Origin of the sequence: Rhodococcus sp. DMU1 (genome assembly GCF_012272955.1) — a bacterium.
GTDB classification, from domain to species: domain Bacteria; phylum Actinomycetota; class Actinomycetes; order Mycobacteriales; family Mycobacteriaceae; genus Rhodococcus; species Rhodococcus aetherivorans.
In genome coordinates this window covers 1898854-1911693 of sequence record NZ_CP050952.1, presented here as the reverse complement: position 1 = coordinate 1911693, position 12840 = coordinate 1898854, and the positions used below count along the sequence as shown (strand labels likewise).

Sequence of the window (12840 nt, the reverse complement as noted above, 5' to 3'; positions counted from 1 at the left end):
GGATGCCGCCGGGCCGCCCCGGCCGATGCCCCGCATCGTGCATCAGGCGGCCAGATACCTCCGCAGCGTGCCGGCGACCTCCGTGATCTGCTTCACGGGCACGTGCTCGTCGCGCTTGTGCGCGAGGTTCGGATCGCCGGGACCGTAGTTGACCGCCGGGATCCCCAGCGCCGCGAAGCGCGCGACGTCCGTCCATCCATACTTGGCCCGGAACCGGCCGCCGGCCGCGGCGACGAGGTCCGCGGCGGCGGGGTGGGCCAGGCCGGGCAGCGCGCCGGGCGAGCTGTCGGTGAGCTCGAGGGTGACGTCGAGACCGTCGAGCACCTCCCGCACGTGCGCGAGAGCCTGCTCGACGGTGCGGTCGGGCGCGAACCGGAAGTTGACGTCGAGGTCCGCGGCGTCGGGCACCACGTTGCCGGCGACGCCGCCGGCGATCCGTACCGCGGACAGACCCTCGCGGTAGACGCAGCCGTCGATGTCCACCGATCGCGGTTCGTAGGCCGCGAGCCGCTCCAGCACCGGGGCCAGCCGGTGGATCGCATTGTCACCCAGCCAGGACCGCGCCGAATGCGCGCGCATCCCGGTCGCCGAGATCCGCACCCGCAGGGTGCCCTGGCAGCCCGCCTCGATCTGCCCGGCCGTCGGCTCGCCGAGGATCGCCACGTCCGCGTCCAGCCAGTCCCGCAGGTCCCGCTCGATGCGGCCGAGACCGTTGTAGGCCGCGGCGATCTCCTCGCAGTCGTAGAAGACCAGCGTCAGATCGTGCGCCGGGTCCGCGATGGTGGCGGCCAGGTGCAGGAACACCGCGTCGCCCGACTTCATGTCGGCCGTGCCGCAGCCGTACAGCAACTCCCCGTCGCGCCGCGACGGCACGTTGTCCGCGATGGGCACGGTGTCGAGATGCCCGGCCAGCAGCACCCGGCTCGGCCGGCCGAGCCGGGTCCGCGCGAGGACCGCGTTGCCGCTGCGGACGATCTCGAAACCGGTGGTCTGCTCGCGCAGCGCCTGTTCGACGGAGTCGGCGATCACCGCCTCGTCCTGCGAGACACTGGGGATGTCGACCAGCGCAGCGGTCAGCTCGATCGGATCGGCGTGCAGGTCCAGGCGCGGTGCAGACATGCAAGAACAATACGTGGAGCGATTTCCCAGGCCGCCGGTGCGAACGACGACGCCTCGCGTACGCTTCACGACCGTGAGTGCACAGGGAGCATCAGCAGTAGGCATCGCCAACATCGCGGCGGACGGCACCGTTCTCGACACCTGGTACCCGGCCCCCACGCTGGGCGAATACAGCGAGACGGGCACGTCCCGGCTCGAGGGCACGGACATCCCGTCGGACTTCGCGCTGCTCGTCGGCGCCGACGAGGCGCGCGAGGTCAACCAGGTCGCGGTCCGCACGACGATCGCCGACCTGTCCCAGCCGCCGGCCGACGCGCACGACGCCTACCTGCGGCTGCACCTGCTGTCGCACCGCCTCGTCCGGCCGCACGGCGCCAACCTCGACGGCGTGTTCGGCCTGCTCGCCAACGTCGTGTGGACCAATTACGGCCCGTGCGCCGTCGACAACTTCGAACTGGTGCGCTCGCGCCTGCGCATCCGTGGCCCCGTGACCGTGTACGGCGTCGACAAGTTCCCCCGCATGGTCGACTACGTCGTGCCGTCCGGGGTGCGCATCGCCGATGCCGACCGTGTCCGCCTCGGCGCACACCTGGCCGCCGGCACCACCGTCATGCACGAGGGCTTCGTGAACTTCAACGCGGGCACGCTCGGCAACTCGATGGTCGAGGGCCGCATCTCCGCCGGCGTCGTCGTCGACGACGGCTCCGACATCGGTGGTGGCGCGTCGATCATGGGCACCCTGTCCGGCGGCGGCAAGGAGGTCATCGCCATCGGCAAGCGCTGCCTGCTCGGCGCCAATGCCGGTGTCGGCATCTCCCTCGGCGACGACTGCATCGTCGAGGCCGGCCTGTACGTCACCGCCGGCACCAAAGTCAGCGGCCCCGACGGCACCGTCGTCAAGGCCAAGGACCTCAACGGCCGCTCCAACCTGATGCTGCGCCGCAACTCGGTCACCGGCGCCGTCGAGGTGGTTCCCACCAAGGGCACCGGCGTCGAACTGAATGCGGCGCTGCACGCCAACGACTGACCCAGAGAAACCGATCGTGTCGAAAACCGAGCACACACTCACCGAAGCCGACCACCTCGAGCACGGGCTCAAGGTCCGGCACCTGACGATGATGGGACTCGGTTCCGCGATCGGCGCAGGCCTGTTCCTCGGGTCCGGCGTCGGCATCGCCGCCGCCGGACCCGCGGTGATCGTCTCCTACGTCCTGGCCGGCATCATGATCGTCTTCGTGATGCGCATGCTCGGGGAGATGGGAGCGGCCCTCCCGGCCAGCGGATCCTTCTCCCATTACGCCCGCATCGGCATCGGTGAATGGGCCGGCTTCACGATGGGCTGGCTCTACTGGTTCATGCTCATCATGGTGCTGGGCGTCGAGATCACCGGCGCCTCGGCGATCGTGAGCAGCTGGCTGCCGGGCGTGCCGCAATGGGTGGTGGCCCTGGTGTTCGTCACGTTCTTCGCGGTGGTGAACCTGGCGAAGGTCGCCAACTTCGGCGAGTTCGAGTTCTGGTTCGCGGCGCTGAAGGTCGCGGTCATCATCGCGTTCCTCGTCATCGGCGTGCTGCTGGTGTTCGGTCTGCTGCCGGACACCGAGCCGGTGGGACTGACACACCTGCTCGGCGACGGCGACGGTTTCGCCCCCAACGGGCTCGCCGGTATCGCCGCCGGCCTGCTGGCCGTCGCCTTCGCGTTCGGCGGCATCGAGATCGTCACCATCGCCGCGGCCGAGTCGCGCGACCCCGAGCGGTCCATCGCGACCGCGGTGCGCACCGTCGTGTGGCGCATCAGCCTGTTCTACCTGGGCTCGATCTCGATCATGGTGCTGGTGCTGCCGTGGACGTCGGCGAGCGGGGAGACCTCGCCGTTCGTGAGCGTCCTCGACATCGCCGGCCTGCCGTACGTGTCGGGCTTCATGGAACTCGTCGTGGTGATCGCCCTGCTGTCGGCGTTCAACGCCAACGTCTACGGCACCTCACGCATGGCGTACTCCCTCGCCCGGGGCGGCGACGGCCCGACCGTCCTCGCGAAGCTCTCCCGCACGGGTGTTCCCCGCAACGCCGTGCTGCTGTCCGTGTTCTTCGGGTTCGTTTCGGTCCTGCTGAACTGGTGGCTGCCGGAGGACATCCTCGGCATCCTGCTCAACGCGGTCGGCTCCGCCCTGCTGGCGATCTGGATCTTCATCGTCGTCTCGCACCTGCGGCTGCGGCCCACGCTCGAACAGGAGGGCCGCCTCACCGTCCGGATGTGGGCGTTCCCCTACCTGAGCTGGCTGACCCTGGCCATGCTCGGCGCGTTCATCGTGCTCATGCTGTTCGACTCCGCCGCGCGGATACAGCTGGCCTCGACGGCGGTGCTGTTCCTGTTCATCGCCGCGGTGTCCCGGCTGTGGCAGCGCCGGAGCCGGTCCCGCACCGCGGCGCGGTAGTGCCGGAGGCGCGGTAGGTCCGGGGGTGGCCGGCGGCCTCAGCGCTCGCCGCGGTCGGCGAGGGCGTTGACGAAGACGTTCGCGATGTCCGCGGGGTCGCGGGCGACGTAGCTCGAGCCGCCGGTCACGCGGGAGATCTCGGCGAGGGTCTGCGCATCCGCGTCCTCCGTGATGCCGATCGTCACGACGATCACCGGCCGTGCCGGGTCCTGCTCCCGCGCGAGGATCTCGAGGAGCTGCGCCTCGGTGATGCTGTCCGGATCCTCGTTCGCTCCGTCGGTGAGGACGATGACGCTGTTGACCGCGCGCGGGTCGTAACTCTGCTGCACGGCGCGGAACGCCGCGAGAGTCGTGTCGTACAGGCCGGTGCCACCCCCGACCAGACCGGGCACCTTCTCCGCCTGGGCCGCCATCACCTCACGCTGGGTGCGCCCGTCCACGTCGGTGTCGTACCGCCGGATCGGCACCAGCTCGAGATAGTCCTGGCCGTCACCGCCGAGGTCCTGCGAGAACGCCCACAGCCCGGCGGAGACGCTGTCGGGGAACATCGCATTGCCCGCGAGGGCGGCCCGCACCGTCAGGTCCATCCGGGTGCCGTCGCCGGCGGGAAACCGCATCGAACCGGACACGTCGATCGCGACGAGCGTGCGGATCGGCAACGCCATCAGCGACCAGGCGCCGAGCGCCTCCTCCGCCATCGCCTCGTCCCGCAGCGACAGCAGCGGCACGCCCCCGATGCCGCGGCCGTCGGGCAACGGCTCGCCGTCGGGCCCGCGGAACCCGTGGTCGTGGAACACGTCGAGGGCCTTCTCCGTGCCCAGCACCTCGATCAGTACCCGTGCGGCGTCCGTCGCGCGATGGTGCCGGTCGGGCACCGGCGACGTCACCACCACCGGATATTCCAGCAGGATGCTGCCGTTGTCCGGTACCCGCGCCTCGAGGGCCGACTCGTTCGCCGTCGTGAAGGCCAGCACCTGCTGCTCGGTGGCGACGCCGATGCCGTCGGCGCCGATCGTCGCCAGCAGGTCGGCGCCGCTGGGCGCCTCCTCGGTGCGGATGCTCTCCTTCTGGGCCAGGGGCACCATGGCGGTGCGCACCGTGCCGACGGCGACGGGGTCGTCCTGGGTCTCGGCCAGGGCCGCCCGGATCGGGGCGGCGGCGACACCGGTCCGCAGCGGGTTGCCCAGCACCAGATCCGGGATCGCGAGGGCGGCGCGCCAGCTGGACACCTCCGGAACCGCCCCCGGGGGCCCGACCAGCACCGCGGGGGTGCTCGCGACCGCCCCGGCGATCATCTGTACCGGCCCGGCGGCGGTCGGTGCCGCACGACTCGCCCACCACCGGGCATCGGGAATCCACAGGTCGGGCGCGTCGATCCCCTTGCCGAGCAGCCCGGCGACGTCCCCCGGTTCGGCGGTGTCGACCGTGAACTCGTAGCAGTGGGTGTCCGCGTTTTCCGAGAGGACGGAACTCACGGCCGGTTCGATGCTCGGAGCGACGGCGAGGCTGTACTGCTCGACGGTGTCGCATCCTCCGGTCAGGGCGCGGACGACGCCGACTCCGGCCGCCGCGAGCACTACCACCACCACCGCTCCGACGACTGCGACAACCCGGGTCGATCGGCCGTCACGTGCCGTCCGCACGCTGTGGCGGCCTCCTGCCATGTGGTCCTCCCCTGCCGGTGCCGGGCCGCGCCGCACACACCGTCGTCATGATCTGCGCCACATCGTAACGGTCCGGTCTCACGTGCCGTCGGAAGGTGAGCCGCCGGCTGCCGCTCCGCTCTGGAGGCGCCGCGCGACGAGCGCGGCGTGCAGGTGGCGCAGCCCGGAGGGGACGGTGGGATCGAACCCGGTGAGCTGCGCGACCCGCTTGAGCCGGTAGTCGACGGTGTTGGCGTGCACGTGCAGGCTCCGCGCGGTGCGCTGGCGGCTCAGTTCGTGGGCGATGTGGGTCTCGAGGGTCTCGACCAGCTCGGGCGCGTCGGCGAGCGGTTCGAGCACCCGCACGAGGTGCTCGCGGGCCGGCCCGGGCCGGGTGAGCTGATACTCGAACGCGAGGTCCTGCATCCGGTATACGCCGGCGGGCCGGCGCAGATGGCCGACCAGTTCGAGCAATTCGTGCGCCTGGTGCGCCGCGGCGGGGATGCCCGGGACGTCGGACTCGACGAGCGAGACCGTCAGCGGCACCCCCGCGGCACGCGCGACCCGCTCGTAGAGCGCGGTGCGGATGTGCTCGGCCGGGGTGTCGCCGAGCAGCACGGTGCCGCCCTCGGGTCCGAGCATGGTCAGCTGCCGGCCGTCGCACACCCGGTCCAGCTCGGTCTCGAGCCGCCGCAGGGTACGCCGCGCGACGACCTCCGGCCGCACGTGCGGATTGCGCTCGTCCGGGTGCCGGCCCAGCCGCACGCCCAGCACCGTGTACCGCTCGGCCAGCTCGAGCCCGGACCGGCGCGCGACGGCGGCGGCGTCCTGCCCGCCGAGCAGGGCCGTCACGAGCTCCTGGGCCGCGACGTCGCGGTTGCGGCGCATCGCCTCGAGTTCGGCGACGAACCCGGTGGTCGCGGCGACGGTGACGCGTTCGAGCAGCGCCATCCACAGCCGCGACGCCGCGGCGACCGACTCGACGTCGCCCTCGCGGGCCCGGGCGGTGACGAGTTCCCAGCCCAGCCGGATGCCCTCGTGGTAGATGCGCAGCATGTATTCCAGACGGAACCCGGCGCGCGCCCACTGGGCGGCGCTGCTGCGCAGCTCCGACAGGTCGGCGTCGGTCGGCAGCTCCCCCGTGTCGAGCACCTGGATCGCCAGGCGCAGGCACCGGACGGTGATCTCGGTGACGTCGCCGCGCAGGGCTTCGCCCGGTTGCAGCGAACACGGCGCGACGTTGTCCGCGAAGTGCGCGACCAGCTTGCGGGCGACGGCGCGCAGGTCCCGCAGCGGGACCGAGGCGGGCCTTCCGTCGACGACGAACGCCACCCCGGACCGCGAACCGTATTCGGACACCGACATTCCGCGGAACCCCCCATGACTCCGGAAAGAGACGAACTTACTCTGCCGTAGGAAGGTACGTGGCCCGGGCGAATCGGACAAGGGCCCGCAGAGACCTGGCTCACACCCGGCGGCGGCGACGGGCCGAGACTCAGGTCAGCAGCTGCTTCTTCTGGACCTTGCCCATCGCGTTGCGCGGGAGGGTGTCCACCACCCGCACCTCCCGCGGCCGCTTGTGCACGGAGAGCTGACGGGCCACGAGCTCGATCAGCGCGCCCGGGTCGACGGCCGGGCCGTCCGGGGCGGGCACCACGAAGGCGACGATGCGCTGGCCCAGGTCGTCGTCGGGGACGCCCACCACCGCGACCTCCCGCACGGACGGATCGCCGAGCAGCACGGTCTCGATCTCGCCGGCCCCGACCCGGAAGCCGCCGGACTTGATCAGGTCCGTCGACTCGCGACCGACGATGCGGTGGAACCCGCCCGGATCGATCGCCGCGACGTCGCCGGTGACGAACCACCCGTCCGGGGTCCACGCCGCGGCCGTCGCGTCGGGACGGTTCAGGTAGCCGTCGAACAGCATCGGCCCGCGCACCTGCAGCCCGCCGATGCTCTCCCCGTCGTGGGGGACGTCGTTGCCGTGCTCGTCGCGCAGCCGGGTTTCGACCCCGCGCACCGGAGTACCCACCCATCCGGGCCGGCGCTCCCCGTCGACCCGGGTGCTGAGCGTCAGCATCGTCTCGCTCATCCCGTACCGCTCGATCGGGGTCAGCCCGGTCAGCTCGCGCAGGCGCTCGAACACCGGGACGGGCAGCGGCGCGCTGCCGGACACGAGCAGCCGCGCACCGCTCAGGGCCTTCGCGGATTCCTCGTCCTCCACGACGCGGGACCACACCGTCGGCACCCCGAAGTACAGGGTGCCGTGCGCCTGCGCGTACGCCTCCGGGGTGGGCCTGCCGGTGTGGATCAGCCGGCTGCCGACGCGCAGCGGACCGAGCACGCCGAGGATCAGGCCGTGCACGTGGAACAAGGGCAGCCCGTGCACCAGCGTGTCGCGTTCGGTCCAGTCCCACGCCTCGGCCAGCGCGTCGATCCCGGCCGCGATCGCGCGGCGGCTCAGCAGCACGCCCTTGGGCGCGCCGGTGGTGCCGGAGGTGTAGAGCACGAACGCCGTGCGGGACGGATCGGGTTCCGGGTGACTGTGCCAGTCGCGGGCGTGCAGCCGAACCGGCACCACCGGCAGGCCGGGTTCGTCCGGGACGTCGCCGAGCCACGCCTGAGCTCCGGAGTCGCGCAGGATGTGCTCCCGTTCCGCGGGGCCGGAGTCCGGTGGCACCGGGACGACGGTGACCCCGGCGAGCAGGCAGCCCACCACCGCGATCACCGTCGTCGCTGTCGGCGCGGCGAGCACCGCGAGGCGTTCGGCTCCGCCGATGCGGCGGGCCAGGGCACCGGCCGCGCCGAGGATGTCGCTGCGCGAGAGCGTGTGCCCGTCGATGCGGAGCGCGTCGGGCAGGTCGTCGCCGCGCGCGACGGCCAGGGGGTTGAGGGAACGAAGCAGCGAAGACACGTCGGTCAGGATCGCACAGCCGCCGCGAGGGCGGCGCGGCGCGGCGGCGCCACCGTCCCGAGCACCGCGCCGAGCAGCACACCGACGAGGACGGCCACGCCGTGCCCGTCACCGGCCACCACCAGCACCGCGCCGGCGAGGCCGATGCCGACGGCGGCCGCGAGCACGGCCCCGCGGGCGCCGACCGCCAGCCACAGGCCCGCGATCGACCCCGCGACCGCGAACGACGCGCCCGAGCTGCCGGCACCGGTCGACGGCGACACGAACGCGGTGAACAGCCCGAACAGCAGCTGGCTCACCGCGAACAACCCGACCGCCCGGCCCGGGCCCCACACCCGCACCGCGACGGTCGCGACGACGGCGAGGAGGAGCAGATTCACCAGGGTGACGAACACGCCGCCGTCCTGCACGAGCACCGAGGTCAGGACCCGCCACCATTCGTCCTCGGCGCGGATCCGCAGCGGGTCGCGGCCGAACGTCCCGAGCAGCGACGGCACGGCCAGGCGCAGCAGCGACGGGACCGCGACGACGAGCCACAGCACGAGCGCGGTCACCGGCGGCGGCCACAGCAGCCGCCCCGGCGGGGGCCACCACACCAGCCGCCCCGGCGGCGCGCACCGACGCTGCGCGAGCAGCACCGCGAGGGCCGCGACGAGGGCGAGCAGGAGCACCGAACCGGGGTCGGCCTCCGAGGTGCTCACGGGCGTCAATGTACCTGCGGACGTACCCGGCGTCCGGTTCCGTCGACGGCGGGTCCGCTCCCCCGGCGCCGGACGTTCAATCCCGTGACACCACCGAGCGCAGGAAGAACCGCAGGTTCGACGGCCGCTCCGCGAGCCGCCGCATCAGGTACCCGTACCACTGGGCCCCGTAGGGGACGTACACCCGCATGCGCAGGCCGGCGCCGGCGAGCCGGCGCTGTTCGAGGTCGCGGATCCCGTACAGCATCTGATGCTCGAATCCGTCCGGGCCGCGGGCGTACTCGGCGGCGAGCGGGCCCGCGGCCGCCACGATCGCCGGGTCGTGCGAGGCCACCATCGGATAGCCCTGCCCGGCCATGAGCACCCGCAGGCACCGCAGGTACGAGGCGTCCACCTCGGCGGAATCCTGGTACGCCACCGACGCCGGTTCGCGGTAGGCGCCCTTGCACAGCCGCACCCGCGAGCCCGGGCCGGACAGGTCCCGGCAGTCCGCCTCGGTGCGGCGCAGGTAGGCCTGCAGCACGGCACCGACCCAGGGGAAGTCCTCGCGCAGCCGCCGCACGATCGACAGGGTGGCGTCGGTGGTGGTGTGGTCCTCGGCGTCGACGGTGACCCACACCCCCGCCGCGGCGGCGGCCGCGCAGATCTGCCGGGCGTGCCCGAGCGCGATGCCGGGGCCCTCGGCGCCGAGGGCCAGGCCGAGCGCGGTGAGCTTGACCGACACCTCCACCGCCGGCATCGGGGCATCGCGCTCGACCAGCGGAGCCAGGTCGGCGATCAGCGCCTCGTATTCGGCGACGATCGCCCGGGCCTGCGCGAGATCGGTGGTGTCCTCCCCGAGGTGGTCGATGCTCACCGCCCGTCCGGTGCCGAGCAGGGCCTTCGTGGCCGCCAGCGCGTCGGGGCGGGTGTCCCCGGCGACGAACCGGTCGACGAGCCGGCGTGTCGGCGGCGCCGTGGTGACCAGCGCCCGGACGCGGGGCGACTTCGCGGCCGCGAGGATCACCGGCCGCAGCGGGTTCGACGCCAGCCGCGGCAGCGCCCGCGACGTCACGGGCGGCGACGGCAGCGGTTCCGAGGCGACCACGGACCTCACCCGCCCTTCATGTGCGGGTACCGGTAGTCCGTCGGTGGCACGAACGTCTCCTTGATCGTCCGCGCCGACACCCAGCGCAGCAGGTTCAGCGGCGAGCCCGCCTTGTCGTCGGTGCCGGACGCCCGGCCGCCGCCGAAGGGTTGCTGCCCCACCACCGCGCCCGTGGGTTTGTCGTTGACGTAGAAGTTGCCGGCCGCGAACCGCAGCGCGGCGGTGGCCTCCTCGACGGCCGCGCGGTCCTCGGCGATCACCGAGCCGGTGAGCGCGTAGGGGGCACCGCGGTCGACGAGGTCGAGCACCCGCCGCCACGCGTCCGGCTCCGCGTCGTCGTAGACGTGCACACTCAGCACCGGACCGAAGTACTCCGTGCACATCGACTCGTCACCCGGATCGTCGGTGAGCAGGACGGTGGGCCGCACGAACCAGCCGACCCACTGGTCGTACCCGCCGCCGACGGCGATCTCGATCGACTCGCGGTCGCGGGCCCGCTCGAGGGCGCCGACGACCTTCTCGTAGGCGGTCCGGTCGATCAGGGCGCCGCCGAAGTTCGACAGGTCGGTCACGTCGCCGTAGGTCAGGCTCTCGACCTCGTCGAGGAACTCGGTGCGCATGCGCCGCCACAGGGAGCGGGGCAGAAACGCCCGCGACGCCGCCGAGCACTTCTGTCCCTGATATTCGAAGGCCCCCCGGATCAGGGCCGTGGACAGCACGCCCGGATCGGCCGACGGGTGCGCGAGGACGAAGTCCTTGCCGCCGGTCTCCCCCACCAGCCGCGGATACGTGCGGTAGCCGTCGATGTTGGCCCCGACCTCCCGCCACAGGTGCTGGAACGTCCGGGTCGACCCGGTGAAGTGGATACCGGCCAGCCGAGGATCGCGCAGGAGCACCTCCGACGCGACCCGGCCGTCCCCGGTGATCAGATTGATCACGCCCGGCGGCATCCCCGCCGCCTCGAGCAGGCGCATCGTCCAGTACGCCGACAGGGACTGCGTCGGTGCGGGCTTCCACACCACGGTGTTGCCCAGCAGCGCCGGAGCGGTGGGCAGGTTCCCGGCGATCGCCGTGAAGTTGAACGGGGTGATCGCGTACACGAACCCCTCGAGCGGCCGGTAGTCCATCCGGTTCCACACACCCGGCGACGAATACGGCTGGTCGGCGAGCAGCGCCCGGGCGAAGTGCACGTTGAATCGCCAGAAGTCGACCAGTTCGCACGGCGCGTCGATCTCCGCCTGCTGCACCGACTTGGACTGGCCCAGCATGGTGGCGGCCGCGATCGTCTCCCGCCACGGCCCGGCCAGCAGGTCGGCGGCCCGCAGCAGCACGGCCGCGCGGGCGTCGAACGACATCTCCCGCCACGCGGGGGCCGCGGCCGTCGCCGCCTCGACGGCCGCCGTCGCCTCAGCCGGGGTGGCGTTGCGCAGGGTGCCGAGCACCGCGTGATGGTTGTGGGGCTGCACGATGTCGAAGCGATCGCCCTCACCGTGCACGTGCTCGCCGCCGATGACGTGCGAGACGTCCACCGGTTCGGCCGCCAGCTCCTTCAGCTTGGCGGTCAGACGCTCCCGCTCCGGGCTGCCGGGAGCGTAGGTGTGGACCGGCTCGTTGGCCGGCGCAGGAACTGCAGTGACGGCGTCCATGGGGCCTCCCTGGGCCCAGGGTAGCGCCGAACACGGCGTCGCATACGGCAATCCTGCTCGGGCAGCGTCGCTTCCGCCGCGCGCCGCCGCGCGCGCATCACGTCAGCCGGTGCGCGCACATCACATCAGCCGCTGCGCGCGCATCACATCAGCCGCTGCGCGCACATCACATCAGCCGGTGCGCGCACATCACATCAGCCGCTGCGCGGCGGCCGCGATCCTCTCGTCCGAGGCCGTCAGCGCGATCCGCACGTGCTGGACGCCGCCGGGACCGTAGAACTCGCCCGGGGCCACGAGGATCCCGCGTTCGGCGAACCAGTCCACCGTCGCGCGGCACTCCTCGCCGCGGCTCGCCCACAGGTACAGGCCGGCTTCGGAGTGATCCACCGTGAACCCGGCACCGCGGACGGCCGCGAGCAGCACCTCGCGGCGCTTGCGGTACAGCTCGCGCTGCGCGTTCTCGTGTTCGTCGTCGTTCAGCGCGACGGTCATCGCCGACTGGATCGGCAGCGGCACCATCATGCCGGCGTGCTTACGCACCTCGAGCAGGTCCGCGATGAGTTCGGCGTCGCCGGTGACGAAGCCGGCGCGGTAGCTGGCCAGGTTCGACGTCTTCGACAGCGAGTGCACCGCGAGCAGGTTCGTGTGGTCGCCGTCGCACACGCTCGGGTGCAGGATGGACAGTGCCTCACCCTCCCAGGTCAGGCCCAGGTAGCACTCGTCGGAGACGACGATCGCGTCCCGGCTGCGCGCCCAGTCCACTACCTTGCGCAGGTGTTCGAGGCCGAGCACCTTGCCCGTCGGGTTCGACGGCGAGTTCACGAACACCAGCGCCGCGCCCTCGGGTCCCAGGCGGTTGAGGCCGTCGGCACGAATGATCCGCGTGCCGGCGAGCAGCGCTCCCACCTCGTACGTCGGGTACGCGAGCTCGGGGATCACCACCAGGTCGCTGCCGCCGAGGCCGAGGAGGCTCGGCAGCCACGCGATCATCTCCTTGGTGCCGATGGCCGGCAGGATCGCGGACGCGTCGATGCCGGTGACGCCGTAGCGTCGGGCCAGCGCCCCGACCGCGGCGGCGCGCAGCGCTTCCGTGCCGTGGGTGGTCGGATACCCGGATTCCTCCGCGACGGCGAGCAGCGCCTCACGGATGACCGGGGCGACGGGGTCGACGGGGGTGCCGACCGAGAGATTGACGATGCCGCCGGGGTGCGCGGCCGCCTTCTCCTTCGCGCCGGTCAGCGAGTCCCACGGAAAGTCCGGCAGGCTCGCGGCCACCGAACGACGAGTGCGCGTCACGG

10 protein-coding genes are annotated in these 12840 nt (G+C 72.3%); 2 read left to right on the top strand and 8 right to left on the bottom strand.

Translation table 11 applies throughout. The annotated features are described in order from the left end of the window. Positions 1-42: 42 nt before the first annotated feature. Entirely contained in the window at positions 43-1119 is a 1077-nt protein-coding gene (gene dapE / locus HFP48_RS09075; protein WP_006933989.1) for a succinyl-diaminopimelate desuccinylase, read from the bottom strand. 73 nt (positions 1120-1192) lie between these two features. Here dapE and dapD point away from each other — a divergent pair, with 73 nt between their 5' ends. Both dapD and HFP48_RS09065 read left to right on the top strand, forming a co-directional pair. Next, entirely contained in the window at positions 1193-2146 is a 954-nt protein-coding gene (gene dapD / locus HFP48_RS09070) for a 2,3,4,5-tetrahydropyridine-2,6-dicarboxylate N-succinyltransferase (protein ID WP_029542360.1), read from the top strand. A 16-nt stretch (positions 2147-2162) separates the two neighbouring features. Continuing rightward, complete coding sequence (locus HFP48_RS09065) at positions 2163-3551, top strand: amino acid permease (RefSeq protein WP_006933986.1); 1389 nt, start codon at positions 2163-2165, stop codon at positions 3549-3551. Between the two features lie 38 nt (positions 3552-3589). On the opposite strand, the gene HFP48_RS09060 is transcribed toward HFP48_RS09065, so the two are convergent. The 7 genes from HFP48_RS09060 to dapC all read right to left on the bottom strand — a co-directional run bounded on the left by HFP48_RS09060 (position 3590) and on the right by dapC (position 12817). Beyond that, complete coding sequence (locus HFP48_RS09060) at positions 3590-5140, bottom strand: substrate-binding domain-containing protein (RefSeq protein WP_080688523.1); 1551 nt, start codon at positions 5138-5140, stop codon at positions 3590-3592. Between the two features lie 153 nt (positions 5141-5293). After that, positions 5294-6559 carry a helix-turn-helix domain-containing protein gene (locus tag HFP48_RS09055; RefSeq protein WP_006933981.1) on the bottom strand — a complete coding sequence of 422 codons (1266 nt, stop codon included), beginning with the start codon at positions 6557-6559 and terminating at the stop codon, positions 5294-5296. Between the two features lie 130 nt (positions 6560-6689). Next, complete coding sequence (locus HFP48_RS09050) at positions 6690-8108, bottom strand: acyl-CoA synthetase (RefSeq protein ID WP_168579372.1); 1419 nt, start codon at positions 8106-8108, stop codon at positions 6690-6692. A 5-nt stretch (positions 8109-8113) separates the two neighbouring features. Next, positions 8114-8809: a rhomboid family intramembrane serine protease gene (locus HFP48_RS09045; RefSeq protein ID WP_168579371.1), complete on the bottom strand. Its 696-nt coding sequence runs from the start codon at positions 8807-8809 to the stop codon at positions 8114-8116. A 76-nt stretch (positions 8810-8885) separates the two neighbouring features. After that, a complete protein-coding gene (locus HFP48_RS09040; protein ID WP_051446042.1) occupies positions 8886-9905 on the bottom strand; it encodes a proline dehydrogenase family protein in 1020 nt (339 codons plus the stop codon). After that, positions 9902-11542 carry an L-glutamate gamma-semialdehyde dehydrogenase gene (gene pruA, locus HFP48_RS09035; RefSeq protein ID WP_006933968.1) on the bottom strand — a complete coding sequence of 547 codons (1641 nt, stop codon included), beginning with the start codon at positions 11540-11542 and terminating at the stop codon, positions 9902-9904. The genes HFP48_RS09040 and pruA overlap by 4 nt, the downstream gene beginning before the upstream one ends. 189 nt (positions 11543-11731) lie before the next feature. Continuing rightward, positions 11732-12817: a succinyldiaminopimelate transaminase gene (gene dapC, locus HFP48_RS09030; protein ID WP_168580543.1), complete on the bottom strand. Its 1086-nt coding sequence runs from the start codon at positions 12815-12817 to the stop codon at positions 11732-11734. Between the last annotated feature and the right edge of the window lie 23 nt (positions 12818-12840).

What these genes read in the sequence shown, in the direction of transcription:
- dapE (WP_006933989.1), bottom strand. Translation starts at nt 1,119, where the DNA reads ATGTCTGCACCGCGCCTGGACCTGCACGCCGATCCGATCGAGCTGACC.
- HFP48_RS09055 (WP_006933981.1), bottom strand. Translation starts at nt 6,559, where the DNA reads ATGTCGGTGTCCGAATACGGTTCGCGGTCCGGGGTGGCGTTCGTCGTC.
- pruA (WP_006933968.1), bottom strand. Translation starts at nt 11,542, where the DNA reads ATGGACGCCGTCACTGCAGTTCCTGCGCCGGCCAACGAGCCGGTCCAC.